Origin of the sequence: Laspinema palackyanum D2c (genome assembly GCF_025370875.1) — a bacterium.
In the GTDB taxonomy this organism is placed as follows: domain Bacteria; phylum Cyanobacteriota; class Cyanobacteriia; order Cyanobacteriales; family Laspinemataceae; genus Laspinema; species Laspinema palackyanum.
The window spans coordinates 152,329-175,626 of sequence record NZ_JAMXFD010000001.1; the positions used below are offsets into that span (position 1 = coordinate 152,329).

Sequence of the window (23,298 nt, forward strand, 5' to 3'; positions counted from 1 at the left end):
ATAAAAAAAAGGACAGGGTATTCCCCTGTCCTTTTTGGCACGCTTTGCAATGTTATAAAGCGTTCCCCAGTGTTATGAGGTAAATTTTATAGGAGTGCGAGCATCTTGCTCGCTATTAAGACAAGCGAGCAAGATGCTCGCACTCCTATAAATATCTATATCCCCCCAAGTCTGGGAACCGCTATAAAGTTCTAATTCCTTTTAATTTGGTCCAACAAATCATAAAACGGCTGCCAATTATCTTCCTGAGCGATCGGTTCCCAAACCGCCTCAATTTTAGGCCGGAGTATCACCGTTTCTGGATTGTATTTAGCCATCCGTTCTCGCATTAACTCTAAATCCGCTGTTCCCACAAACTGCAATAAATGGAAATAGGCTTGTTGCCAAGATGCGAACAGTTCTGACTCGGTTTCCAGAGTGCCAAAAATGCAGTCACTGTTTTCCCTCCACTCCGGACAAAACTGCTGTCTGAGTTGCCAAAAGAATTCCGGATACTCCACCTGAGACTCCGCCAAAAGTTGCAAAGTTAATTGCACCAACTCCGTTGCTGCCTCTTCTGGCATTTCTTTCCCAAATCCCAACTTACTCAGCATCAGTTGGCGATATTCTCGGTTATAATGGTCGTAATATTCTTCTAAAGCGGCTTCCATGTCCGCCTCATCAATCACAGCCTTTAAAGGCACTTGCAACATTTGCAGGTTCCAGCGACAGATGGCGGGTTGATTGCCGTAACTGTAGCGCCCATAATAGTCAAAATAGGCGGCTGTAAACTTTAAATTGTAAGTTGGAATAAAGGCAAAAGGTCCATAATCGAAACTTTCCCCAGTGATGGACATATTGTCAGTATTTAACACCGCATGGCAAAATCCGGCTGCCATCCATTGTGCCGTTAAAGTAGCCACCCGTTGCACCAATTCTTGATAAAATCGGGCATATTTCTCTTTCGGGTTTCCCGTACCCTGGGAAGTCAAGGGCGGTAGAGTATCATTGAGGTGGGGATAATAATGGGCGATCGCCCAATCTAAGAGTTTTTCAATTAAATCTTTTCGTCCTAAATAGTGCAACCGTTCAAAGGTGCCAAATCGAATATGAGATTCACTAAAGCGGATCATCACGGACGATCGCGTAGGAGAGGGTTCGTCTCCTCGCCACAATTGTTCGCCGGTTTCAACTAAGCTTAAACAGCGAGAGGTTCTAACTCCCATCCGATGCAACATTTCCGCTGCTAAAACTTCTCGGACTCCACCTTTTAGGGTTAACCGTCCATCAGCATGACGGGAATAAGGGGTTCTGCCACTGCCTTTGGTGCCAAAGTCGTAGAGTTTGCCATCAGTACCCCGGACTTGAGCGTAGACAAAACCCCGTCCATCGCCTAAATTGGGGTTATATTCTCCAAATTGATAGCCATGATAGCGCAGGGCTAAAAACGGTCGTACCCCCTGAAAATAACCAAAAGCTTCGATAAAATCTTCATCGGTTACGGTTGAGGATTCTAATCCTAATTTTTGTAATAATTCGTCATTGCGAAATCGGAGAAGATGCTGGGGAAATTCAGCAGCCGGAACGATATCGTAGTAGTCTTCACCCAAGGATTCTAGGGCAGTTTCAAGGTGCAGAGACAGAAATGGATTGGCGCGTTTTCGAGCTTGAGCAGAGTCAGCAACAGTCATAAAAGCAACGGTTCTTTACATTGTCTTGTTCTATTTTAATCTATTTTAATGTTTTGGAATGATAAATGAGGTGCAGTCCCACGGAAAGGCTTTCAGGGTGGGGTTTTTGGGGGTTTAAAACCTTTTGCAATAAAGTGTTACGGTTATTTACACCTCCAAGGTCGGGTGGTCAAGCTACAATACAAGTATGAGGTTTGCTTGAAGGAATCGACTAGAGTCGGGTGCTTGAGAAACCTATTAATTTTTGGATGAGGTAATCCGTCATGGCTCAAGTTTTAACTAGAACCCAAAGGCTCGCAAATACCCGGAATCATGGGTCAAATTCCGAGGGGAATCAAGGCAATACCATTCCCCTGAGCCTACGCATTGAAATGGCACGGGACGAAGCCAGGGCGATCGCAGCAGCAAAAGGCATTGAATCTCCCGAAAGTGCAGTAGCATGGGATATTGTCGAGGAACTCCTCAGCGTCGCAGCACACAGAAGAACCCAACAACCAAAATCGGCTTTTGAACGCTACTGTTTAGAGCATCCAGATGCTTCTGAAGCTAAGATTTACGATGTTTAATTCTCCAGTAAAATAGTTGATTTTGTGGCCCAATCTTACTCTCCAGATTGGGCTTTTTTTTATTTATTTTTTAGATTAAAAATTATTACAATTTTGGAAATTTAGTCAAAAATACGGTACTGCTGATCGCTTCAACTGCCGGAAACTCGGTTGTCAGCGATCGGCATCGAGGTCAAGTATGATCTCGATCGCAGGGTAGTCATGAATGCGATCGCACCCAAATCTCCCTCTTGCCGCCAGAATTGAAAGAATTATTTACGAACTCTCTTTAACCCTTATGAAAATTTTTGATAGCAAGCACCCCAAAACCCTGGAAGAATTATTTGGTGATATCTTGTTCTCCGGCCAAATGACAAAAACCGATCGCTATCGTCTGCGGACGGCAATCTTACGCAACTCCCTGACTGAGGAACATCAAGATATTATCAATCGCCTCATCTACAGCACTAAACGCGGCAGACTCCGCATGATGGATTAATCAAATTCGCACGGTTCACCAACCCAACATCACTTCCCCCGTTCGTAGTAACGACTTCAGTCGTTATCTTCAGCACTTCCCCCGTTCGTAGTAACGACTTCAGTCGTTATCTTCAGTCGTTCGCAACTATTCACCAACCCAACATCAGTCTCCCCGTTCGTAGTAACGACTTCAGTCGTTATCTTCAGTCGTTATCCAGCCGATCGCAGGTGCATCAGATCATCAGTTAACCAAATGAGTGAGTATATCTATCTGACGCACCTTGCCGCTTTCAATTTATTTTTCCCGTCACACTGATTCAGTAGTTTTTTCAGGCACCTCCGGTACAGGGTCATATCCCCCCGGATGTAACGGATGACAGCGCAACACCCGACGGAATGCCATCCACCCCCCCCGCCTGGGTCCAAAACGGTCGATCGCCTCGATTGCATATTGGGAACAAGTTGGATGAAATCGACAAGTAGGCGGAAATAACGGAGAAATTAACAGTCGATATCCTCGAATTAACCGAATCATCAGCCATTTCATAACTTAATCGAATAGAAAATTGCCAGGGTTTATTTATTTTGACTCGTTCTGGGACTCCCTAATCTCGGGAAGTCTTAAATTTTTTAGAGGTTGACGATCGCCCGATGGCCTCAATCCCCTACACTCATAGAAACCTTTAAGATATTTTAGTCATTGAATTCTGTGTTAACTTCCCTATTCCCATTAGAATCCATTTTACCCCTGGGGTTACAAGTAGCAGCCGTTGGGTTGTGGTTGGGGTTGCTACTGATTGTTGCTGAGGGGTTGCATCGTTTTACCCAAACTGATTCCGAAGTGGTTCGCAAAGTCGTTCATATTGGCACCGGCAATGTGATGTTGTTGGCATGGTGGCTACAGATTCCCGGTTGGGTGGCGATCGCTGCTTCTATTATAGCCGGGGCGATTGCCCTGATTTCTTACAAATTTCCGATTCTCCCGGGAATTAATAGTGTCGGACGCCAAAGTTTAGGAACATTTTTCTATGCCATTAGTATTGGCATCTTGGTGGCCTGGTTTTGGCCGTTAGAACTTCCTCAATATGCCGCGATCGGGATTTTAATCATGACTTATGGAGATGGTTTAGCCGCTTTAATCGGTCAGCGGTTCGGTCAGCATCCCTATCAACTTTGGGGAGAAAAGAAGAGTTTAGAAGGGTCCGCTACGATGGCTATAGTTAGTTTTATGGTCACCGCTTCTATCTTAGCCCTTGTAGAGGGAAATCTCTGGAATATTGGGTTAATTGCCCTTGGGGTGGCAGGGGTAGCGACCGTCTTAGAAGCGTTTTCTAAACTGGGAATTGATAATCTCACGGTTCCCATTGGGAGTGCAGCGTTCTGCTTTTTCTTGCATCAAGTTTTGTAAGGGTTGTCCCTGGAACTTCTCGTACTCTGGAGAGGTTTTTTATCAAATTCTCCATAAAAAGAACCCCATCGGTAAGGATAGGGTAGGGATGGGGTTCTTTTTATGTATTTCAACTAATTTCAACACTCAGTTTTTTTTACCCTCCTGTCCTAATAGGACCTAGGACCATTCTTCTTCTCGGTTGGGATCGCCGTCAAAGGGTTGAACCCCGGTTTCCGGATATTTGTCATCGTTGGGTCCAAAGATTCGAGCGGCTGCTTCTGAGACGTGTTGGAAAAAGTCACCAATGGTTTTTGAAAGGTTCATGATAAAACTCCTCATCAGGTTTATTTAGGTTAACCGAGTCAGCGATCGCAATCCCTAGACCTCGTTACTTTTTACTTTACCTGACTTCCCTAGGAAGCGGTCACTTTTGCAATATTTTTTAGGATAACTTATTAGTTCGCAATAGTTGAATCCCCGACTAAACTGGAATGGGGCGGGAGAATGGGTTTACAATTTGTTACGATTTTAAATCCCCAGTAATCCGCATTAAATTATAGCATATTTATCCTTAAATCCCGTCTTTTTGGGTCAATCTATACTCAGAGGAATACCCTCGGAAAAATATTACTTCTGATATTTTTAATGAATTCCACCATAACCCAGGGTGGAAAAATTGCTGAAAATCCCAGGAATTGTGAGCGATCGCTGACCTCAATCCGAGGATTTTTATCCGGACCCCGTGACAAATTTTGGTAAATGCCACTATAATTGAACCAACCCCTCTCAGCAAGGAAGCTGGCACATGGCAACTGCCACTGAACCGAATGATCTCAATCCGCAACCCCCTTTCCAAGCGGGTAAAGACGGATCAGAACTGACTGTTGTCCCGGAGGACTATAGTCTGTTGACCGATCTCTATCAATTGACAATGGCCGCCTGTTACACCGGGGAAGGTTTGGACGGCAGAACCGCCAGCTTTGAGCTGTTTGTTCGCAGACTTCCTGAAGGCTTTGGTTATTTAATTGCAATGGGGTTAGCTCAAGTTTTTGAGTACCTAGAGCAATTCCGGTTCACCGAGGTGCAGATAGCCAGTTTGCAAGCCACTGGAATTTTTTCCAGGGCCTCTGATAAATTTTGGTCCCTCTTGGCCGATGCAAGGTTTGAGGGTAATGTTTGGGCGGTTCCCGAGGGAACAGCAGTCTTTGCCAATGAACCATTACTCCGGGTGGAGGCTTCCCTGTGGCAAGCTCAAATCGTCGAAACCTATTTACTGAATACGATTAATTATCAGACCCTTGTCGCCACGCGATCGGCGCGTATTCGCGATGTCGCCGGTCCCGAAGCCTCAATTTTGGAGTTTGGTACCCGACGAGCCTTTAGTCCTCAAGCCTCGCTGTGGGCTGCACGAGCAGCTTTGGCCGCTGGAATGGATGCCACCTCGAATGTGTTAGCCGCACTTAAATTAGGTCGGAAACCTTCGGGAACGATGGCTCACGCTTTGGTGATGGCCCTCTCAGCGACGGAAGGGAGTGAGATGCAGGCGTTTCGAGCGTTCCAGCATTATTTTCCCGGTTCTCCCTTACTCATTGATACTTATGATCCGATTGAAGCCGCGCGGAAAATCGCCGATCGCCTCCAAGCGGGAGAAATGGAAGTGGGAGGAGTGCGCCTGGATTCCGGGGATTTGGTCCAATTGTCTAAACAGGTCCAAGAACTGCTTCCCGATGTCCCCATTTTTGTGAGTGGGGATTTGGATGAGTGGAAAATTGCTGACTTGAAAGCCTCGGGTTGTCCAATTGATGGCTTTGGCATCGGGACTAAGTTAGTCACAGGTACTCCCGTAAATGGGGTTTATAAAATTGTAGATATTGATGGCGTGCCGGTGATGAAAAATTCTAGTGGAAAAGTCAGCTATCCCGGACGGAAGCAGATTTTCCGACGCTATCAGGATGGACAGATTGCGGGCGATCGCCTGGGATTGGTCAGTGAATCGGTTCAACCGGGTGAAGTGCCGATGATGCAGCTACTTTTCAAAGAGGGAAAGCGGGTTCATCCTCCGGAAATGTTAGAGGCGATCGCCGAAAGAACCAGGCATTCCGTGGAGTCGCTTCCCCCAGAACTTCGCCGGATCAATCACCCCAGGGGTGCATCGGTAGAGATTTCGACTCCCTTACAAACACTGACGGCAGAAACCTTGCAAAATTATAAAATGTGAGTCATTGTTTCAACCACCGACTCTTTTAAACAGTCCGGGTGCACCATCAGCGAGTTTTGCCTTGACCCTCAATTTCTGTTTTTCTCCGGGAGTGGTGAGGACTTGCAAACTCAGCACTCTAGCATTGATAGATTTTGTCGTTCTCACCCCCTCATTGAAAGATGATTACCCTTGCACTTTTTGGTACCAGTGCCGACCCCCCGACCAAAGCCCATGAAGAGATAGTGAGTTGGCTGTCTCAAGAGTTTGATGCCGTGGCGATTTGGGCGTCAGACAATCCCTTTAAATCTCATCAAACCCCCCTGTCTCATCGATCGCAGATGTTACAGTTGCTGATGGAAGACCGGGATAATCCTCGGGATAATCTCTACTTTGATGCCGAACTCAGCCAACCTCGGACCTTAGAAACGGTGCGAATTGCCCGCCAAAAATGGCCTGAAGCTGAACTGTATCTGGTCATCGGGTCAGACTTAATTCCCCAGTTGCCTCGGTGGTATCAGGTGGAGGAGTTGCTCTCTCAAGTCAATCTGTTGGTTGTCACCCGACCGGGAGCACCCATCCAGCAACCGGAACTCGACAGACTCCGGGAACTGGGTGCATCGGTGGCGATCGCTGAGTTGCATCTTCCTGATGTTTCCTCCACAGTTTATCGTCAAACTCAAACCTCACAAGTTATCACCCCCCCAGTTGCCCGTTATATCCAACGGGAAAACTTATACGCCTATCGGGATGTGAGCTAAACCAATGGCAGCGTCTTTGGGCCTTCCACTCAACTTTAAAGTGGGAGTTGATAATGCAATCTTCTCCGTCGATCCCGCACAAAATCGCTTGCTGGTTCTCCTCGTCATGCGCGAAAGTGAACCCTTTCTCGGACAGTGGAGTTTACCCGGTACGTTAGTTCGTCACGGGGAATCCCTGGAAGATGCAGCCTATCGCATTTTATCCGAAAAAATCCAAGTCCAGAATCTCTACCTAGAACAACTGTACACCTTTGCTGGACCGGGACGCGACCCCCGCGAACTTTCCGACTCTCAACCCTTGCGCTATCTGTCCGTGAGCTATTTTGCCTTAGTCCGGTTTGAAGAAGCACAATTGATGGGAACTGGAGTCCGGGGGATTGCCTGGTATCCCCTGGATGAAGTGCCGCATCTGGCTTTTGATCACAATCGCATGGTTGAATACGGTCATCGCCGCCTGCGGAACAAACTGGAATATAGCCCGATCGCCTTTGATGTGCTGCCGGAATTATTTACCTTAAGTGAATTGTATCAACTCTATGCAACAGTTTTAGGGGAAAATTTCTCCGATTATTCTAATTTTCGGGCCAAAATTCTCAAACTGGGCTTTTTATCCGATACAAAAATGAAAGTATCTCGCGGTGCAGGGCGGCCAGCAGCCCTCTACCGCTTTGATGCCGAGGCATTTGCTCCGTTGAAAGATAAACCTTTAGTGTTTATTTAGGGATAGTTTTAACCCCAAATTTTACCCGTTTATCCCCCAATTGGTTACTCAATCTTATGAAAATTGCGATCGCCCAACTCAATCCCACCATTGGAGATCTCCAAGGCAATTCCCAACAAATTCTGCAAGCGGCCACCCAAGCTGCCGCCCAGGGAATTGACCTAATGCTGACTCCAGAACTCTCTTTGTGCGGTTATCCCCCTCGGGATTTACTCTTGCGTCCGAGTTTTATTGAGGCAATGTCTTGGCAATTACAACAACTGGCCCAAAAATTACCTCCGGCAGTCGCCGTTTTAGTGGGAACCGTGGAAACCCATACCCTCGCCCATACCACCGGAGGCAAATCTTTATATAATAGTATCGCCTTACTTTTCAATGGCAAAATTCAACAATATTTCCACAAACGGCTGTTGCCGACCTACGATGTGTTTGATGAAAATCGCTATTTTGAACCCTCCTATGTGAGTAATTATTTCAATTTAGGTGAGTTGGGCATTCCTTCTCACCCCGAGGTTTCTCCCCCCATCCGCATTGGGGTAACCATTTGCGAAGACTTATGGAATGATGAAGAATTTTGGGGAAAACGGCAATACCCCACTAATCCCATTGCCAATTTAGTTGAAGAAGGGGCGGATATCATTATTAATTTATCCGCCTCTCCCTACAGTATGGGGAAACAAAAACTCCGAGAAGCAATGCTCAATCATGTCGCAGTCCGGTATCACAAACCGATTATCTATGCCAACCAAGTCGGAGGCAATGATGACTTGATTTTTGATGGATATAGCGTGGCGTTTAATGGAGTGGGAGAACGGGTGGCCCTCGCTGCGGGATTTCAACCGGATTTAGTGGCGGTGGAGTTCGACGAAAAAAGTCGAGAGTTACGTCCCCTTTCCCTCAATGGTGGGGCGATCGCACCCGTGACGCCACCCCCAGCAAAACCCCTGAGTCAACCGGAAGAGATCTGGTCCGCCTTGGTGTTGGGAGTGCGAGACTATACCCGCAAATGTGGATTTTCTAAAGTGGTGATTGGGTTAAGTGGCGGGATTGATTCGTCTCTGGTGGCCGCGATCGCCAGTGAGGCGATCGGACCGGAAAATGTGCTCGGCGTCCTCATGTCTTCCCCCCATACCTCTCAACAATCGGTGATTGATGCACTGGAACTCGCCGAAAACCTCGGCATGAAAACCTACTCCCTTCCCATTGCGGATTTAATGGCAGGTTATGACAACACCCTAGAAGATTTGTTTGCCGACTCCCCCCGTGATGTCACGGAAGAAAACCTACAAGCGCGGATTCGCGGGAATTTATTAATGGCCATCTCCAATAAATTTGGATATCTCCTGATTTCCACAGGGAATAAATCAGAAATGGCCGTGGGATATTGTACCCTGTATGGCGATATGAATGGGGGATTAGCTGCCATTTCTGATGTGCCAAAAACTCAAGTTTATGCCATTTGTCAATGGCTCAATTCCCGAGAACCGGGGAAAATTGTTATTCCTGAAAGTGTCCTAAGTAAACCCCCGAGTGCTGAACTCAAACCGGGACAAATTGACCAGGATTCCCTGCCGCCTTATGACATTTTGGATGATATTCTCGATCGCCTGATTCACAAGCATGAATCCATTCCCCAAATAGTCGCAGCAGGATATGACCCCGCCTTAGTGCAACGGGTGGTGAAGTTGTTAAATGGGGCGGAATTTAAGCGCCGACAAGCCCCCCCGGGATTGAAAGTCACCGATCGCGCCTTTGGAACAGGGTGGCGGATGCCGATCGCCGCCAAAGTGCCCCAGATTCCCCTCTCTCGGGAATAAGGGCAAATCGACAACCGGCAAGGGTTTTAACTCTTGCCGGTCTTGTTTTATGGAGGCACCCAGTCTACCTGTACCCCCAAGATGGAGCGGGAATCGGGGTGCGAGAGGGGCTGATGATTGATTAAATGGGTCTATCGGCTTTATAGAATAAAAAAATATCAAAGTAGATGCACGAAAGTAGATGCAATTAACTCGATGACTGAGTTATTTAATGAGCATCACCAGGGGCGATAGGGTTCCCTGATCTGATTGCTGCGAGTGTCGTTGCGGAGCAACTTGGTCAGAACCACTGGCAAAAACACTCAGTATTAATGTAATAATCGCCGCTAAAAATAGTTTTTCCCACATGATTGGCACACCTTCCTTATCAATGGCCGATTCAACTCCTCTATTAGTAGAATCCCTGATTAACCGGAGCCGGTGAGTGATTTAGATCGCAAAGGATTGGTGAGATTTGAGCAAATGGGAGTGCGATCGCGATCGCACTCCTTGGGTAAATTCACCCAGAATGGGCAACCCCAGGCCGGGGATCGCCCATTCTGCGGTAGATTCAGTTCATTTACCTCTAAGCCGGTTAAATCCCAAATCTCACCATCGGACAAAAAGTTTACAACATTAATCGCAGCAATAGTAACCCCATTGAACCGACAAAACGCATAAAACCGCCCCCGCCTGACTCTCCTTCTTCTGGATTTTGAGCCGCTGCAATTTGAGCAAGCAGGACCTCGGTGGCTTCAAAAGCCTGAGTATTGTTTTGAATTGCAAACAATTGTTTCGCATATTCCGCATCGCCTTGAGCACCGGAGAAATCGCCTGTATCCGCACGAACGATACTCCGTGCGAGATAAGCGGGAGCAAATTCCGGATCCAGGACTAATGCCTGCTCGAAATAGGCGATCGCCTTTTTATGATTGTTGCGCTGGGCTTCTGCAACCCCCCAGTTATAAACATCCTCGACCGCTAACACCGTCTGCGGAGTGCCGATTGATCCTTCGAGATTTGCCCCATCCAACTGTGCCCCAGTGAAGTCCACATCCACAAGATACGCCTCTCGCAAATCTGCACCCCGCAGATCCGCACCCTGGAGATTCACCCCCATCAGGTTCGCGCCAAACAAAGATGCACCCTTGAGGTCCGCACCACTGAGGTTCGCACCCGTGAGTTGAGCACGACTCAGATTCGCCCGGACCAAATTTGCCCCACTCAGTTGAGCATTTGACAGATTTGCCATCACCAAACCCGCACCACTGAGGTCGCACTGGGCACATTGCTTGGTGGAAAGCAGTTGTTGGGTATGTTGAATATTTTCGGCAGTGGCAACAGTCGTCAAGCACAGGGTACTAAACAAGACGGAGGGAAGGAGAAATTTTCGGTTCATAGTCGATCCTTAATGGCTACAGAAACACAGGAATCTCGCCCTGGGAAAAACCCGTGGAATCAATGCTGGAATCAACACGTTGACCCCAGAGGTCACTTGATTATTTTAAAGGGTTTGGGGAGTTGCCAACGGGTCAATCCCAGGGATCGCTGGGGTGGTGGTGGGTGTCTCTTGGGGTATCGATGCGATCGGCCTCACCAGGTTCTGTAGAGTTCAGTCACACTTTGAACCCAGGCGGACTCACCGGGCCCCTCGCCTGCGATCGCTGCATCAGGAAAACTTTTAGGAGATATTAGTTATATTAATAAGTGGGAAATAGCTATGTCAACTTCGCCTTACTCTGGCCAACCCCCAGAACCCCAGCCGCTGTGCGATTTGAGATCCCGTCTACTCCAGACCGTTGGCAAGGAGTTTCTAGCCCCCCTAGAGATCGTTCACCAGTCCACCTATTTATTAGCCTGTTTTGGCAATACCTGGGAAATCGCGACCTGCATTCAACATTTGCATCGCATTCAAGAGGCGGTTGAACAAATGAATTCAGTTTTAGAAAAGTGTCTGGAGGCACCCAGAGAAGGGGACTGAATTAAAGCTGTTGCTATAGCTATTTTTTCGGACTTTCTTCTAGTCTCTCTTTAAGTTAAATTCTGCCCGTTGCTTTCTGATTAGCTATCTTTCTAATTTTTTTATTCCACGGATCAGCATTCAATTCAATGTTTTTTGAGCCAGACCTCGGGGTTGGTTGGCTGGCTCTCTTTTTTGGATTTATGAATCCTGAACACCTGACCGATTCAGATAGGTGTTGGGCATGGAAATTGTGTACTATTAGCGAGCAAGATACTCCCCCGGACAAAAATGTAGGCGCATAACTGTGGGACTATAGATGATGGAGTCGTGCCGATCGCCTTGAGGACAGACCCAAGACCTGTCTCATACACAGGGGCAAAATGGAGCGGATCTGCAACAAAATCACCCCCAAATTTTCATGGGGAATCCGTGACCTAAATTTTAGCGCCCCAGTGGTACTCTTAAAAAGGCCAGGGTTAACATGGCCTGAGACAAGGCGGTGATGCAGCAGACCTCGATCTGTTCTTGTGGCGCTATTTCGCACAGTCCAATCGGCGATCGCATCTTGTTGATCGCCGGGGAGAAGTGACATCCGTCCCCAGTCCATTCCGCAGTTGCAAGGCGATCGCCACCGCGTAGATCTGGGATCCTCTGAACAACCCGTTAGCCATAATCTTGTGCCAAGACAATCCCAGAGTTCCTCAACTGGGAGATCCCAGAGCGATCGGATCCGTTGAGATCCCCATGAGCACTTCTGAAAGAGTCCCTGATCAGGAAAATAAGCTTAGAGGGTCCTGGGATCATAGAGTCAGGCGATCGCGCATTGAGATTAACTCAATCTCCCTTCCCCGATCTCCCCGTCAAATCTCAATTTACGGATACCGGGATCAGGCCAACAATCCCGATCTGGATTGCCTCAATCGGTACTATTTTAACAAACCCTGAGGCGAAGTCTTTTTTCTCCTTCTCGTTATTTACCTGCATTATTATAGACGGGCATTTCATGAAACCTAAGTGGCTGTTTTTTTTAGCAATATTAACCCTTATTTTGTTGGGAGTTCGCGAGGTGACCCAGGTCCAAAAAGACCCCAGTCCCCCTGCTACCTTTACCACAGAAACACCCGACACAGATTTTCCCCTAGTCCCAGGAAGCTACTGGGTTTATGAAGGGATGACTCAGTGGATGCCCCCAAATTCAGGGGAAGTCAAACAAACCCCGATCACCTGGAAAATGGAAGTGGTAGATACCTTGGAACGGGGCCCGTTGAAAGTTGCGATTTTAAAAGGATATCCCGCTGATGTAGCCTGGTATAGTGACGGAAAAGAACGGGGAGACCATCTGATTATTGAAGTATCGCCGGGAAGGTTTTATTTAGTCAGTGATGAAAGAGCCCGACAGGTCTTACAACGGTTAACCGATGAGGCAGATGTCTTGGTGAACCTACTGGAAGACTTAGAACTCTTGCTAGATCTGCCCCTAATTCCGGGGAAAGTGTTTGGTTCCTCCGAACAAATCACGCGCCTTGATGGTGGATATCGATGGAACGTTGAGACATCCGAACCAGTGGGATTAGACGCCGAGGGAATTTCATCCCGGGAGGGTCATATTCAGTATCATTTAACCTTCCGAACTGCACCGGATATGATGAGTATTTATTTTGTCCCCGGCATCGGTATTACTCGATATCAATATCAACATCATGGGGCGATCGCAGAAACTGATCTAAAATTAATTGAATATTATCCGGGAAATTAGCGGTTTTAAAATTAAAAGCAGATTCACCCGGAACTTTAGGCGGTGCGATCGCCTTTAGGTCAATCCAGTTTCATCCAAAACTCAGGGTCATCCCCGTTGAGTTGCCTACTGAATCCGCTGGGGTTTTTAAGGTCCCTAAACCCTTATTTTGGCCATTTGAGGAGTTCAAAAATTGTAGCTGATCCCGACAGGGGGGTAAGTTAACTGAGGCCGTATTTATCCACAAGCTAAACTAGCTCACTGCGGGAGCAGCGACCAACTGGGTTACTCCTCTATTCATTTTGTACGAATTCGATTGACTGGGAGAGACCGAGAGTTCATTGACTCGCTGAATCACATCCAAAAAGTCTTTAACTTCCGATGGACTCCGAAGAATAAAAACTCGTTTATCTCCACAACATTGGTCGATTTTTTCCCGGACCAGGGAACGCTCTTGTTTCATATAGTTCCAAGTCTGACTCAACCCTTGCAAAAATCCATATTCCTGGATATTTTGAGGGTAATTACTTAAGAAAAATTGCCGTAATCTACCCTCCGGTTGAAATAATCTTTTTAACAGTCTCCACACACAAACATTGGAAGGTAAGTCTAACCATATAATTGTGTCAGCCGCAGCAAAACGCCGCTCGTAAATAAAATCTGGATTCGTAGGATCTCCATTTCCTTCAATAATCCAAGCCGGTTGTTGGAGATAGCTTTCTAACCGATTTTTGCCATGAGATTCCGTTGTCACAGACTCTCCCCATTGGCCCAGGATGGCATCAGCATGAATGACCTCTACATTTACAATTGAACAGAGGTGATGAGCGAGGGTGGTTTTTCCCGATCCTTTAGGCCCGATAATTGCTATTTTCTTCATATTTCTATTATTCATGAATTGGGTGTTAGCCTCAGTTAGTAATTTTAAGTTTAGTTTAAGATTTCGGGAAGGATGATCTATCTAACAGCATAGATTTTTTGAACAAACTTGGAAAAATCGGTGAGATAGGAGATAACTAAGAAAATTAATTTTAAATTAAGTTAGGAATTCCAGAAATCCTGGGGAATTAATTTTCTCAATGACTGAAGTTATAATTTACTAATTTCAGAAATACTGACCTCTAGGATTAGGAAGAATTAAAGGGTTTTCCTCGTCCTAAACGAGGGGAAAATCTGTAAATTTAGATACAAAATTTAGAAGATTTTGAGCCCTGTGGAAGGACTGGCTCCCACTGGCATCTGAAACCCCTGTTGTTAGGTATGGTAAAGCCTAATTGGGTATTTTGAAATCTACCCAAATATATATCTCCGTATATTCCACAGGTTGTAGCTACAAGGCGGAATACCCGATAAATTCCAACGTCTTTGAGAGTCAGGGGGACGGGTTTCCCTACGACTCATCTAGGTTTCAAGTTGTTTGCCCTCATGCCATGAGCAGCTCGGTTTTGAGATCTCTCTCTGGAGTTAGTCTAACTGACGAGGCCGATCGGATGCCTCTATCTAACTGTAGATTTGTTAAGATATCTGTATTTTTACGGGGTCCCGAGCAAGGGGGAAGAGAGGGAAAGAGTGGGGAGAGGTTCTGACAAGTCCAGGTTTTTGACCCAGAGGATGATGGAGACAGCCTCTGGTCCTCTCTTCAGTGTGTGAGGGAGGACGATCGCACCGCAAACTGTACCCCGTCCTAGAGGGGGAAGATCGAGGAGACTAGAGAAAGGGTCTCCCGGCTGGAGTTCATAAAATTTAACAATCAGCCGATGGGCATTGGGGAGAATCTGGGAAAGGGAGCCGGTAGGGATGGCGATCGCCCCGCCGGATCGAGAAACCCTAAAGCGGAACCGCGATCGCAGGCGATCGCCCTTTGCATTCCCACCCCAATGACCCCAGACAACCCAATGATTTTGCCCCCCTGACCCCCGCCATTACCCCGATCCCCACCGCCAATTCCAGGCAAGTAATGCAGTAGTCTATATTGAAGTACCGTATTCGGCATAAGCCACCCAACCTCAAGATTATGAACGCTACTGTTTCCGGACCTCCCCTCACGGTTCACATTGGATCGAGAAAAAGCCAATTGGCTTTAGTGCAAACCCATTGGGTGCAAGAAGAACTCCAAAAACATTTTCCCGATCGCCGGTTTGAAGTTCATACCATGAGCACTCAAGGGGACATCATCCTCGATGTTGCCCTGGCCAAAATTGGGGATAAAGGACTCTTCACCAAAGAATTGGAAGTCGGTATGTTGCAGCGAGAAACCGATCTCGCCGTCCATTCCCTCAAGGACCTCCCCACAAATCTACCGGAAGGACTAATCCTCGGATGCATCACCGAACGGGAAAATCCCGCCGATGCGCTGGTGGTCCATGAAAAACACCAAGATAAACAACTGGAGACCCTACCCCCAGGGGCCGTCATTGGCACCTCCTCCCTGAGACGACTCGCTCAGTTGCGCCATCACTATCCCCATTTGGAGTTTAAAGACATTCGGGGAAACCTAAACACGCGATTAGCCAAACTGGATGAAGGACAGTATGACGCGATTATCCTCGCCTTCGCCGGATTACACCGACTGGGAATGGGCGATCGCATCCATCAAGTCATTCCTGCTGAAATCTCCCTTCATGCCGTTGGACAAGGTGCATTAGGCATCGAATGCCGCGCCAATGACCCGGAAATCCTGGAACTCATCAAAGTCCTGGAACATCAGGAAACCGCTCAACGCTGTCATGCAGAACGAGCCTTTTTACGCCGACTCGAAGGCGGTTGCCAAGTCCCGATCGGTGTTAATACTGAGATCAAAGACAACAACCTCACCTTAACCGGCATGGTTGCCAGTCTCGATGGCAAGCGACTCATCAAAGAAAAAGTCGCAGGTCCTGCCACCGACGCGGAACAACTCGGCATCCAACTCGCCGAAACCTTGCGTCAAATGGGAGCTCAAGAAATCCTCGATGAAATCTTTGCTCAAATTCAGCGTAGTTAATCCCACCTAGGGAGATAAATTTACCGGGAGAGTACGGTTAAGTCTTTTGCGCGAGTGAATTTTAGTAGAGATGCATTCGATCCGATGCGTCTCTACTTCACCCTTGCACTCACAGTAGCGAAGACTTTATGACTCACTCCATTAACCCGTTTGCCATAGCCCTACAGTTTACCCTCAAATGGGAAGGGGGGGCCGGACATCCCCAGGACCTCGCCGGTGCCGTCAATCGCGGGATTAGCCAAGGCACTTATGATACCTATCGTCGCAACAAAGGTTTATCTGTCCAGTCGGTCCGGTTGCTGACGGACTCAGAACTGGAAGAGATTTATTATCACAGTTACTGGAAACTGTCCAAAGCGGATTTGATGTGTTTGCCCTTGAGTATCGTGCATTTTGATACTGCCGTCAATTTTCATGTCCCTGGCAGCATTGAATTTTTACAAGAAGCGATCGGGGGGTTAAGCATTGACGGCAAATTGGGCCCGAATACCCAACGCGCTTTGGAGAAATACAACAATCTGGAAACGGCTAAACGGTATTGTCATAGCCGGATTGCTTATCGTCATCAGCGCGTTAAAGCTAATCCCAGTCAGGAGATATTTTTAGAGGGATGGTTAAAGCGCGATCGCGATTTACTTGCCTATATTGAGCAATTGCCTCAATCCGCCACCGGGACGCCACCGGAGAAATCTCCCATCTTCTCCTCAGTCCCGCCATTGCCGGATAAAACGCCGGTGAAGGAACCCCCGACCCTGGACAAATCCGAGCAAAAATCAGAAGAAGTCTTTAAAAAACTCCAGCAGGCGATCGCCTTGCTGCAAGATGTCGTTGATACCCTCAAAACCACCCGATAGCCGTCATTTCCCTAGCGCCACCCCGGAAGCATTGACCTCCTCGCAATCTAGTTTTTCATCTAAACATCTCTACCATGTCCCAGATTTACGATACCCCTCCACAGGTATGATGGCGGTACGGATAACTTAAGGGAACTACGCGAGTGAAGTTAAAAATATTATTTGTTGCCGCAGAAGCGGCTCCCATTGCTAAAGTGGGTGGCATGGCAGATGTCGTCGGATCCTTGCCTAAAATTCTCAGAAAGATGGGACATGATGTCCGCATCTTTCTTCCCTACTACGGCTTTCTCCCGGATAAAATGGACATTCCCGAAGACCCCATATGGTCCGGCTATGCCATGTTCCAGGATTTTTCCGTCTATGAAAGTGTCCTACCTGGAACCGATGTCCCCTTGTATTTATTTGGACATCCCTCCTTTATGCCTCGGCGGATTTATGCCGGGGAAGATGAAGAATGGCGGTTTACCCTGTTTTCCAATGGTGCAGCGGAATTTGCCTGGAACTACTGGAAACCCGATTTAATCCATTGCCACGATTGGCATACCGGCATGATTCCAGTCTGGATGAATCAATCCCCGGATATTGCCACCGCCTTCACAATTCATAACTTAGCCTACCAAGGACCTTGGCGCTGGAAGTTAGAACAGATGACCTGGTGTCCCTGGTATATGCAGGGTCATAATACAATGGCCGCAGCGGTGCAGTATGCCAATTTGGTGAATACCGTTTCTCCCACTTATGCCGAGCAAATTAAGACCCCGGCTTATGGCGAAACCCTAGAAGGGTTAATGTCTTTTATCAGCAGTAAATTAGTTGGAATTGTCAACGGGATTGATACGGATTCTTATAATCCCGAAACCGATAAATATTTAGAGCAAAATTTCACCGCTGAAACCATCGAAAAGCGGATTGCAAACAAGATTGCTCTGCAAGAAGAAGTCGGTCTGGAGGTGAATAAAAAAGCCTTCTTGATTGGGATGGTAACCCGATTGGTGGAGCAAAAAGGTTTGGATTTGACCATTCAGATCCTGGACCGATTTATGGCTTATACCGACTCCCAGTTTATTTTGCTGGGGACTGGCGATCGCAACTATGAAACCCAAATGTGGCAACTGGCGACCCGCTATCCCGGACGCATGGCCACCTATTTACTCTACAATGATTCCCTCTCTCGCCGCATCTATGGCGGAAGCGATGCCTTCCTGATGCCGAGTCGCTTTGAACCCTGTGGAATCAGTCAACTCTTAGCCATGCGCTATGGTTGTGTTCCAATTGTTCGTCGCACTGGGGGTTTAGTGGATACCGTCAGTCACCATGATCCCGTGAATAAACAAGGGACAGGTTACTGTTTCGATCGCTATGAAACTTTAGACCTATTTACCTGCATGATTCGCGCCTGGGAAGGCTATCGTTATCAGGATTATTGGCAACAACTCCAAATCCGAGGGATGCAGCAGGACTTTAGCTGGAATAAATCCGCCAAAGAGTATGTCAAGATGTATCATTCCATCTATGGCATTACCGAAGAACCCGACGAAGCCCTTGAAGCAGCAGAAAGCGCTCAATCTTAGGCAATGATTAGATGCTGAAATAGCCAGGACTAAAAGCCGGGTTTCTCTTCCTAATTTATGGCATTTCTGGCCAGAATTTGGGCAAGAAACCCGGTTTATAGCTGTTACCTTCCTAAAATTTGAGCGCGGATGAAATCTTCGGGATTTTCTGCCACCCATCCCTGGTCCGAAGTAGCGCGAACTTCAAAATGGAGATGGGGTTCAGTGCTATCAGGATTCCCCGAGTAACCAACCCTGCCGATTTGTTGAGACTGCCGCACCTGTTCACCCAGGGTCACCGAGATTTCACTCAAATGGGCGTAGCGAGTTTGTTTACCCCCGGCATGATTAATCACAATGAGATTGCCATAGGCACCGCGATCGCCTGCAAAAACAACCACCCCATTATCCCCCGCTAAGACTGGGGTTCCGATCGCCGCCTTGTAATCAATCCCACTATGAAACTTCGGTTCTCCACTGCCTGAATTTAACCGAGTATAGCCAAATCTTAAAATCGGTTCCGCTTCGACCGGGAGGGGATAACCGGGAATAGGATTCAAAGTCGGATCCACAAAAGATGTCACAGTTCCGGACCCTTCTGGATTGGTACTGGACCAGATGACTCCGGGAACAAAAACAACCAGAGGAGGGGAAACTAAACAGCCATTATTATCAAAAATTGCTGCTGCGGGGATCTTATAAATTGCTTCTAAGTCATTCCAACTTTGTCCCGGTTGGACTCGGACCTCTATCCCATCAAAAGGAGCAATCCGAATGGATGTTCCCACCGGCGCTAAACCACTTTGTAGAGGCGGATTCATCCCCATCAGGGTTTCTGGTTTCAGTTCATATTGGGCGGCAATACTTTCGACTGTTTCACCGTTCGCAATCTGATGACGTTGAATGCGATCGAGTGCCGGAAGTCCCAACATGGCCGGACAATTATTTGTCGGCGTTTCGGTATTGGCCGTGGCACTCCAGGGAGTCAGGGTTAGGGAGAGAAGGGTGGGCAAGAAAATCAGCCAACGGGATAACATCATAGCAATTCCACGGTAAGTATTGAGAGTGAATCCTCTATCAAAGTTCAGGCTAATTTTGGAAAATCAAGGTTTTTGGTTCGATTTTAACATGATTTTTCACCCCCTGCCCTCCCACCGTCGTTTCTTCTTCCTGTTCGTAGTAACGCCTTCAGGCGTTATCAATGTTCGTAGTAACGCCTTCAGTCGTTTCCGGACGTTCAACGTCACGACTTCAGTCGTCTCCGGATGTTCGTAGTAACGACTTCAGTCGTTCTCTTCCCCAAGTTCCAATCTCCCGAAATTAAAGATATTTTTATGGTGTAAAAAATATTATTCTTGTGATTTTTGCATAACAATTCCCTGGCTTTTAATTGACAATATTAAGTGAAATGTGACTAATGAATTACCTCTAAAAGGTAGGGGCGATTCGCGAATCGCCCTTAAGAAACGACTGAAGTCGGGACGTTGAACGAAGAGAACGACTGAAGTCGGGACGTTGAACGAAGAGAACGACTGAAGTCGGGACGTTGAACTGGGGGAAATGTTGGAAATTGGGGGGCTTCAAGCAGCCCAAATAACAACAATCCCGTCCGAATGCCTCGAACGGGATTGTCTCTTATAGGGATTATTAAAAAGGCCAAGGGCCTGTGTTATGAACACCTGAAACGGTGCGGTTTGTTATGTTTCTACTGTATCTGAATCCTGGGTGTCAGATTATCCCCCTTTGGATAGAACTCCACGAACCAGTAGAGAGAGACGGATTGAGAGAGGTCCCTCGCTGGTCCCCATTCTTGGACTGGATTTAACTTAAAATTCCGGCAATCATGCCAGCGAGTAAGACAAATCCGATCGCCACATTTTGACCAAAAATCTGGCCGTAAGTGGTTCTGGGAATGTCTTCCTGGCGCAGTTGGAGATATTCCCAACTCCACAGCAGAATGGCGATCGCCACGGCAACCCAAAAGGGTATGGTCAGATTTAACTGGACTCCCTCCCAAATCAATAATCCCGCCGTCGCCAAAAAGAAGAAAGCAACCGCTTCTGCCGCCCGACTGCCAAAAAATAAGGCACTAGAGTTCACCCCCAACCGGCGATCATCCTCGCGATCGCTCATGGCATACACCGTATCAAATCCCAAGGTCCATAACACCGTGGCCCCCCATAAAATCCAGGTGGAGGTCTCTAAGTGAGATGCCGCTGCACTCCAGCTAATCAGGACCGCAAATCCCCAGGCGATGGACAAAACCAACTGAGGAACCGGAAACACTCGTTTCGCCAGAGGATAGCCAATAATCACCGGGACTGCCGCCACGGACAACCCAAAACTGAGGGGATTGAGATACAGTGCCAGAATCCCTGCACAAGCAAAAGCGACGATCGCAACTACAATGCCAATTTTGATGGAGAGTTCGCGGGATGCCAACGGGCGATCGCGCGTGCGTTCCACTTGCGGATCAATATCCCGATCCCACAAATCATTCACCACGCAACCGGCGGCACTGGTTGCCAAAGACCCTAAAATAATCACCCCAACCAGAAGTACCGGGGGCGTTCCTTCCGCCGCTAAAAATACGGCCCATAGCGCCGGAATCATTAAAATCAGGCGTCCGGCAGGTTTATTCCACCGTAACAGCCGAATTACTGCTTGCCAAGTCGGTTCGCTCGGGTTGGGTTGTGACGTCACCATTACATTTACTTAAATTAATTCGCGAGATGTTTCATTAATACGATATCGTTATCTTGGGTTCAACAGTGGAATCGATCCCTAACCCCGGGATATCGGTTGGATGCATTCTCGTCATCCAGAGCGAAAATTTGTCAATGCCTTAATTAGCAACCTCCGGGTGAGTTAAGCCAATCCCACACAAAGAATGCAACAGTTGCCTCTTTGACCGGAGATATTCCTCAATTCCGGTTCGATTCCGGCTTGCACCCCATAGTCACGCATCGCCGCCTTACTTTCCTGGAGGGAAAAACAATGACCTTGAGCAAATCCGTTCCCATCGTGAGGATTCCGGATCCCGATGTGGGGAAACAACATATTCTCGCTGCGATCGATATGGGAACGAACTCCCTGCACATGGTGGTTGTCAAAATTGACCCAACCCTACCGAGTTTTACGATTATGACCCGGGAAAAGGAAACCGTGCGTTTGGGCGATCGCGAGATCAAAACGGGCAACCTCAAACCGGAAGTCATGGCACGCACTCTCTCAGCGCTGCGACGCTTCCAGCAACGCGCTGAGAGTCTGAATGCCGAACAAGTGGTTGCCGTGGCTACCTCTGCGATGCGCGAAGCCCCCAATGGCAGGGACTTTCTCAAGGAAATTGAAACCGAACTGGGACTCCGGGTCAGTTTAATTTCTGGACAGGAAGAAGCGCGACGAATCTATCTCGGCGTTCTCTCGGGGATGGACTTTAATGAAGAACCCCATATCATTATTGATATTGGGGGCGGTTCCACGGAACTGATTTTAGGGGATGGTCATGAGCCCCGGTTCCTGAGTAGCACGAAAATTGGGGCCGTGCGTCTGACCAGCGAATTTATTACCACGGACCCGATTAGTAACAGCGAGTTTGACTTTTTGCAAGCTTACATTCGCGGGATGTTAGAGCGTCCAGTAGAGGAGTTGCAGGCGCAGTTGTACTTGGATGAACAGCCTCGGTTAGTGGGGACCTCGGGAACCATTGAAACCCTCGCCGTGGCGATCGCCCGGGAAAAACAGGGACTCGAACCCTCTCCCCTCACCGGCTATCAATTCAAATTAAAAGACTTATCTGATTTTGTCCAACGCTTGCGGAAACTCTCCTACCATCAACGGTTAGCCATTCCGGGGATGTCGGATAAGCGCGCCGAAATTATCCTCCCGGGTGCTTTAATTTTGCTCGAAGCGATGACTTTGTTGAAGATGGACTCCCTCACCGTCTGCGAGCGATCGCTACGAGAAGGCGTCATCGTCGATTGGATGCTCACCCACGGTTTAATTGAGGACCGTCTGCGCTACCAGAGTTCCATCCGGCAACGCAGTACCCTCAAAATTGCCCAAAAATACCGCGTTAATCTCGACTCTGCCGAACGAATTGCCGGATTTGTTCTAACTTTATTCGATCGCACCCAAGGGTTACTCCATGACTGGGGTTTAAATGAACGAGAATTACTCTGGTCAGCCGCAATTTTGCATAACTGCGGGATTCATATCAGTCATTCCGCTCATCACAAACACTCCTATTATCTAATTCGTAATGGGGAGTTGCTGGGATATACGGATACCGAGGTGGAAATCATTGCCAATCTCGCCCGTTATCACCGCCAGAGTGCACCGAAGAAAAAGCATGATAATTATCGGAATTTGACCAGCAAGCCCCATCGCAAAATGGTGAGTCAATTGAGTGCGTTGTTACGCTTGGCTGTTGCCCTAGACCGCCGCCAAGTTGGGGCGATCGCTCAACTCGGTTGCCGCTATTTCCCCAACACCAAACAACTGCATTTAATCCTCCATCCCAATGAACCGGATGATCCGTGCGTTTTAGAACTCTGGAGTTTGGACCAGAAAAAAATCGTATTTGAAGAGGAATATGACATTCAGTTAATTCCAAAACTAGAAGCGGTTCCGGTTGCCCTGCGCTAACCGTTT

Annotated in this window: 24 protein-coding genes; 13 read left to right on the forward strand and 11 right to left on the reverse strand. The window is 47.7% G+C overall.

All coding sequences use genetic code 11. From position 1 onward, the window contains the following. Window positions 1–191: 191 nt before the first annotated feature. Window positions 192–1,670: a protein adenylyltransferase SelO gene (locus NG795_RS00600; RefSeq protein ID WP_367286733.1), complete on the reverse strand. Its 1,479-nt coding sequence runs from the start codon at window positions 1,668–1,670 to the stop codon at window positions 192–194. Between the two features lie 263 nt (window positions 1,671–1,933). Between NG795_RS00600 and NG795_RS00605 the strand changes: the two genes are divergently transcribed. Together NG795_RS00605 and NG795_RS00610 are read left to right on the forward strand one after the other, a co-directional pair. Then, window positions 1,934–2,236 carry a Calvin cycle protein CP12 gene (locus NG795_RS00605; RefSeq protein ID WP_367286734.1) on the forward strand — a complete coding sequence of 101 codons (303 nt, stop codon included), beginning with the start codon at window positions 1,934–1,936 and terminating at the stop codon, window positions 2,234–2,236. Between the two features lie 277 nt (window positions 2,237–2,513). Next, entirely contained in the window at window positions 2,514–2,714 is a 201-nt protein-coding gene (locus tag NG795_RS00610; RefSeq protein ID WP_367286735.1) for a hypothetical protein, read from the forward strand. A 288-nt stretch (window positions 2,715–3,002) separates the two neighbouring features. Here NG795_RS00610 and yidD read toward each other — a convergent pair whose 3' ends face one another. Further along, complete coding sequence (gene yidD, locus NG795_RS00615) at window positions 3,003–3,242, reverse strand: membrane protein insertion efficiency factor YidD (RefSeq protein WP_367286736.1); 240 nt, start codon at window positions 3,240–3,242, stop codon at window positions 3,003–3,005. 162 nt (window positions 3,243–3,404) lie between these two features. Between yidD and NG795_RS00620 the strand changes: the two genes are divergently transcribed. Next, on the forward strand, window positions 3,405–4,103 hold the full coding sequence (locus NG795_RS00620; RefSeq protein WP_367286737.1) for a diacylglycerol/polyprenol kinase family protein: 699 nt from the start codon (window positions 3,405–3,407) through the stop codon (window positions 4,101–4,103). A 159-nt stretch (window positions 4,104–4,262) separates the two neighbouring features. Here NG795_RS00620 and NG795_RS00625 read toward each other — a convergent pair whose 3' ends face one another. After that, window positions 4,263–4,409: an isochorismate synthase gene (locus tag NG795_RS00625; RefSeq protein ID WP_367286738.1), complete on the reverse strand. Its 147-nt coding sequence runs from the start codon at window positions 4,407–4,409 to the stop codon at window positions 4,263–4,265. Between the two features lie 481 nt (window positions 4,410–4,890). Between NG795_RS00625 and NG795_RS00630 the strand changes: the two genes are divergently transcribed. Further along, entirely contained in the window at window positions 4,891–6,303 is a 1,413-nt protein-coding gene (locus NG795_RS00630) for a nicotinate phosphoribosyltransferase (protein WP_367286739.1), read from the forward strand. Between the two features lie 9 nt (window positions 6,304–6,312). On the opposite strand, the gene NG795_RS00635 is transcribed toward NG795_RS00630, so the two are convergent. Continuing rightward, on the reverse strand, window positions 6,313–6,450 hold the full coding sequence (locus NG795_RS00635; RefSeq protein ID WP_367286740.1) for a hypothetical protein: 138 nt from the start codon (window positions 6,448–6,450) through the stop codon (window positions 6,313–6,315). Between the two features lie 14 nt (window positions 6,451–6,464). Between NG795_RS00635 and NG795_RS00640 the strand changes: the two genes are divergently transcribed. The 3 genes from NG795_RS00640 to NG795_RS00650 are packed head-to-tail and all read left to right on the forward strand — an operon-like array spanning window position 6,465 to window position 9,581. Beyond that, window positions 6,465–7,043: a nicotinate-nucleotide adenylyltransferase gene (locus NG795_RS00640; RefSeq protein ID WP_367286741.1), complete on the forward strand. Its 579-nt coding sequence runs from the start codon at window positions 6,465–6,467 to the stop codon at window positions 7,041–7,043. A 4-nt stretch (window positions 7,044–7,047) separates the two neighbouring features. Next, complete coding sequence (locus NG795_RS00645; protein WP_261203943.1) at window positions 7,048–7,764, forward strand: NUDIX hydrolase; 717 nt, start codon at window positions 7,048–7,050, stop codon at window positions 7,762–7,764. 56 nt (window positions 7,765–7,820) lie between these two features. Beyond that, on the forward strand, window positions 7,821–9,581 hold the full coding sequence (locus tag NG795_RS00650; protein ID WP_367286742.1) for an NAD+ synthase: 1,761 nt from the start codon (window positions 7,821–7,823) through the stop codon (window positions 9,579–9,581). Between the two features lie 204 nt (window positions 9,582–9,785). On the opposite strand, the gene NG795_RS00655 is transcribed toward NG795_RS00650, so the two are convergent. Then, the gene (locus NG795_RS00655) at window positions 9,786–9,929 is read right to left on the reverse strand and encodes a QAALIT motif small membrane protein (RefSeq protein ID WP_367286743.1); all 144 of its coding nucleotides are present in this window, start codon (window positions 9,927–9,929) and stop codon (window positions 9,786–9,788) included. 259 nt (window positions 9,930–10,188) lie between these two features. Next, window positions 10,189–10,959, reverse strand: coding sequence for a pentapeptide repeat-containing protein (locus NG795_RS00660; protein WP_367286744.1), 771 nt, complete (start codon window positions 10,957–10,959; stop codon window positions 10,189–10,191). A 321-nt stretch (window positions 10,960–11,280) separates the two neighbouring features. Between NG795_RS00660 and NG795_RS00665 the strand changes: the two genes are divergently transcribed. After that, window positions 11,281–11,541, forward strand: coding sequence for a hypothetical protein (locus tag NG795_RS00665; RefSeq protein WP_367286745.1), 261 nt, complete (start codon window positions 11,281–11,283; stop codon window positions 11,539–11,541). Between the two features lie 515 nt (window positions 11,542–12,056). Here the strand turns inward: NG795_RS00665 and NG795_RS00670 are convergent. Then, window positions 12,057–12,194, reverse strand: a complete 138-nt coding sequence (locus tag NG795_RS00670) for a hypothetical protein (RefSeq protein ID WP_367286746.1) — start codon at window positions 12,192–12,194, stop codon at window positions 12,057–12,059. A gap of 332 nt (window positions 12,195–12,526) precedes the next feature. On the opposite strand from NG795_RS00670, the gene NG795_RS00675 reads away from it, so the two are divergent. Then, entirely contained in the window at window positions 12,527–13,279 is a 753-nt protein-coding gene (locus NG795_RS00675) for a hypothetical protein (RefSeq protein ID WP_367286747.1), read from the forward strand. A 232-nt stretch (window positions 13,280–13,511) separates the two neighbouring features. Here the strand turns inward: NG795_RS00675 and NG795_RS00680 are convergent, their stop codons facing one another. Both NG795_RS00680 and NG795_RS00685 read right to left on the reverse strand, forming a co-directional pair. Beyond that, window positions 13,512–14,138, reverse strand: coding sequence for a P-loop NTPase family protein (locus NG795_RS00680; protein WP_367286748.1), 627 nt, complete (start codon window positions 14,136–14,138; stop codon window positions 13,512–13,514). 870 nt (window positions 14,139–15,008) lie between these two features. Then, a complete protein-coding gene (locus tag NG795_RS00685; protein ID WP_367286749.1) occupies window positions 15,009–15,251 on the reverse strand; it encodes a hypothetical protein in 243 nt (80 codons plus the stop codon). Between the two features lie 21 nt (window positions 15,252–15,272). On the opposite strand from NG795_RS00685, the gene hemC reads away from it, so the two are divergent. The 3 genes from hemC (at window position 15,273) to glgA (ending at window position 18,666) form a co-directional block, all read left to right on the forward strand. Beyond that, entirely contained in the window at window positions 15,273–16,241 is a 969-nt protein-coding gene (hemC, locus tag NG795_RS00690) for a hydroxymethylbilane synthase (RefSeq protein ID WP_367286750.1), read from the forward strand. A 128-nt stretch (window positions 16,242–16,369) separates the two neighbouring features. After that, a complete protein-coding gene (locus NG795_RS00695; RefSeq protein ID WP_367286751.1) occupies window positions 16,370–17,095 on the forward strand; it encodes a glycoside hydrolase family 108 protein in 726 nt (241 codons plus the stop codon). Window positions 17,096–17,238: 143 nt separating this feature from the next. Beyond that, window positions 17,239–18,666 (forward strand): glycogen synthase GlgA, encoded by a 1,428-nt coding sequence (glgA, locus tag NG795_RS00700; RefSeq protein WP_367286752.1) that lies wholly within the window; start codon window positions 17,239–17,241, stop codon window positions 18,664–18,666. A 104-nt stretch (window positions 18,667–18,770) separates the two neighbouring features. Here glgA and NG795_RS00705 read toward each other — a convergent pair whose 3' ends face one another. Then, on the reverse strand, window positions 18,771–19,685 hold the full coding sequence (locus NG795_RS00705) for a peptidoglycan DD-metalloendopeptidase family protein (protein WP_367286753.1): 915 nt from the start codon (window positions 19,683–19,685) through the stop codon (window positions 18,771–18,773). 781 nt (window positions 19,686–20,466) lie between these two features. Further along, on the reverse strand, window positions 20,467–21,351 hold the full coding sequence (locus tag NG795_RS00710) for a 4-hydroxybenzoate solanesyltransferase (RefSeq protein ID WP_367286754.1): 885 nt from the start codon (window positions 21,349–21,351) through the stop codon (window positions 20,467–20,469). A 291-nt stretch (window positions 21,352–21,642) separates the two neighbouring features. Between NG795_RS00710 and NG795_RS00715 the strand changes: the two genes are divergently transcribed. After that, entirely contained in the window at window positions 21,643–23,292 is a 1,650-nt protein-coding gene (locus NG795_RS00715; RefSeq protein ID WP_367286755.1) for a Ppx/GppA phosphatase family protein, read from the forward strand. Window positions 23,293–23,298: the final 6 nt, after the last annotated feature.

What these genes read in the sequence shown, in the direction of transcription:
- NG795_RS00600 (WP_367286733.1), bottom strand. Translation starts at nt 1,670, where the DNA reads ATGACTGTTGCTGACTCTGCTCAAGCTCGAAAACGCGCCAATCCATTT.
- NG795_RS00605 (WP_367286734.1), top strand. Translation starts at nt 1,934, where the DNA reads ATGGCTCAAGTTTTAACTAGAACCCAAAGGCTCGCAAATACCCGGAAT.
- NG795_RS00610 (WP_367286735.1), top strand. Translation starts at nt 2,514, where the DNA reads ATGAAAATTTTTGATAGCAAGCACCCCAAAACCCTGGAAGAATTATTT.
- yidD (WP_367286736.1), bottom strand. Translation starts at nt 3,242, where the DNA reads ATGAAATGGCTGATGATTCGGTTAATTCGAGGATATCGACTGTTAATT.
- NG795_RS00625 (WP_367286738.1), bottom strand. Translation starts at nt 4,409, where the DNA reads ATGAACCTTTCAAAAACCATTGGTGACTTTTTCCAACACGTCTCAGAA.
- NG795_RS00630 (WP_367286739.1), top strand. Translation starts at nt 4,891, where the DNA reads ATGGCAACTGCCACTGAACCGAATGATCTCAATCCGCAACCCCCTTTC.
- NG795_RS00640 (WP_367286741.1), top strand. Translation starts at nt 6,465, where the DNA reads ATGATTACCCTTGCACTTTTTGGTACCAGTGCCGACCCCCCGACCAAA.
- NG795_RS00645 (WP_261203943.1), top strand. Translation starts at nt 7,048, where the DNA reads ATGGCAGCGTCTTTGGGCCTTCCACTCAACTTTAAAGTGGGAGTTGAT.
- NG795_RS00650 (WP_367286742.1), top strand. Translation starts at nt 7,821, where the DNA reads ATGAAAATTGCGATCGCCCAACTCAATCCCACCATTGGAGATCTCCAA.
- NG795_RS00655 (WP_367286743.1), bottom strand. Translation starts at nt 9,929, where the DNA reads ATGTGGGAAAAACTATTTTTAGCGGCGATTATTACATTAATACTGAGT.
- NG795_RS00660 (WP_367286744.1), bottom strand. Translation starts at nt 10,959, where the DNA reads ATGAACCGAAAATTTCTCCTTCCCTCCGTCTTGTTTAGTACCCTGTGC.
- NG795_RS00665 (WP_367286745.1), top strand. Translation starts at nt 11,281, where the DNA reads ATGTCAACTTCGCCTTACTCTGGCCAACCCCCAGAACCCCAGCCGCTG.
- NG795_RS00670 (WP_367286746.1), bottom strand. Translation starts at nt 12,194, where the DNA reads ATGGCTAACGGGTTGTTCAGAGGATCCCAGATCTACGCGGTGGCGATC.
- NG795_RS00675 (WP_367286747.1), top strand. Translation starts at nt 12,527, where the DNA reads ATGAAACCTAAGTGGCTGTTTTTTTTAGCAATATTAACCCTTATTTTG.
- NG795_RS00680 (WP_367286748.1), bottom strand. Translation starts at nt 14,138, where the DNA reads ATGAAGAAAATAGCAATTATCGGGCCTAAAGGATCGGGAAAAACCACC.
- NG795_RS00685 (WP_367286749.1), bottom strand. Translation starts at nt 15,251, where the DNA reads ATGCCGAATACGGTACTTCAATATAGACTACTGCATTACTTGCCTGGA.
- hemC (WP_367286750.1), top strand. Translation starts at nt 15,273, where the DNA reads ATGAACGCTACTGTTTCCGGACCTCCCCTCACGGTTCACATTGGATCG.
- NG795_RS00695 (WP_367286751.1), top strand. Translation starts at nt 16,370, where the DNA reads ATGACTCACTCCATTAACCCGTTTGCCATAGCCCTACAGTTTACCCTC.
- NG795_RS00705 (WP_367286753.1), bottom strand. Translation starts at nt 19,685, where the DNA reads ATGATGTTATCCCGTTGGCTGATTTTCTTGCCCACCCTTCTCTCCCTA.
- NG795_RS00710 (WP_367286754.1), bottom strand. Translation starts at nt 21,351, where the DNA reads ATGGTGACGTCACAACCCAACCCGAGCGAACCGACTTGGCAAGCAGTA.
- NG795_RS00715 (WP_367286755.1), top strand. Translation starts at nt 21,643, where the DNA reads ATGACCTTGAGCAAATCCGTTCCCATCGTGAGGATTCCGGATCCCGAT.